Source organism: Belnapia arida (assembly GCF_016773205.1).
Taxonomy (GTDB): domain Bacteria; phylum Pseudomonadota; class Alphaproteobacteria; order Acetobacterales; family Acetobacteraceae; genus Belnapia; species Belnapia arida.
Genome location: NZ_JAETWB010000202.1, coordinates 1 through 339, shown reverse-complemented (window position 1 = coordinate 339; position 339 = coordinate 1). Strand labels below are relative to the sequence as shown.

Here is a 339-nt window from a genome sequence, read left to right as displayed (position 1 = left end):
GGTCGAGCGTGCCATCCGGCCGCTGACCTTGGGGCGGAAGAACTGGCTGTTCGCCGGGTCGGATAAAGGCGGTCAGCCTGCTGCGGCGGTCGCCTCGCTGATCGCAACCGCTAAGCTCAACGGCCTCGATCCAGAGGCCTATTTCCGCCGCGTGCTGGAGCGCATCGCCGATCATCCCGTCAGCCGTGTCGCCGAGCTCCTGCCCTAGAACCTGCCAAGCGACGCCGAAGCCGCGACAACCTGACGGTTGGTCGCCGCCTCACCGGACGCTCTGATGTCCGTTTTCAAGAGCTCTCTGCAGCACGGGCCGCCGCGCAAGGCGGTGGCCTGATCCTGGCC

Annotated in this window: 1 protein-coding gene; it reads left to right on the top strand. The window is 67.3% G+C overall.

What is annotated here, in order from left to right; translation table 11 throughout:
• Window positions 1–208 (top strand): transposase domain-containing protein (locus JMJ56_RS33395; protein WP_202836155.1); only part of this gene is annotated, 208 nt, incomplete at its 5' end.
• Between the last annotated feature and the right edge of the window lie 131 nt (window positions 209–339).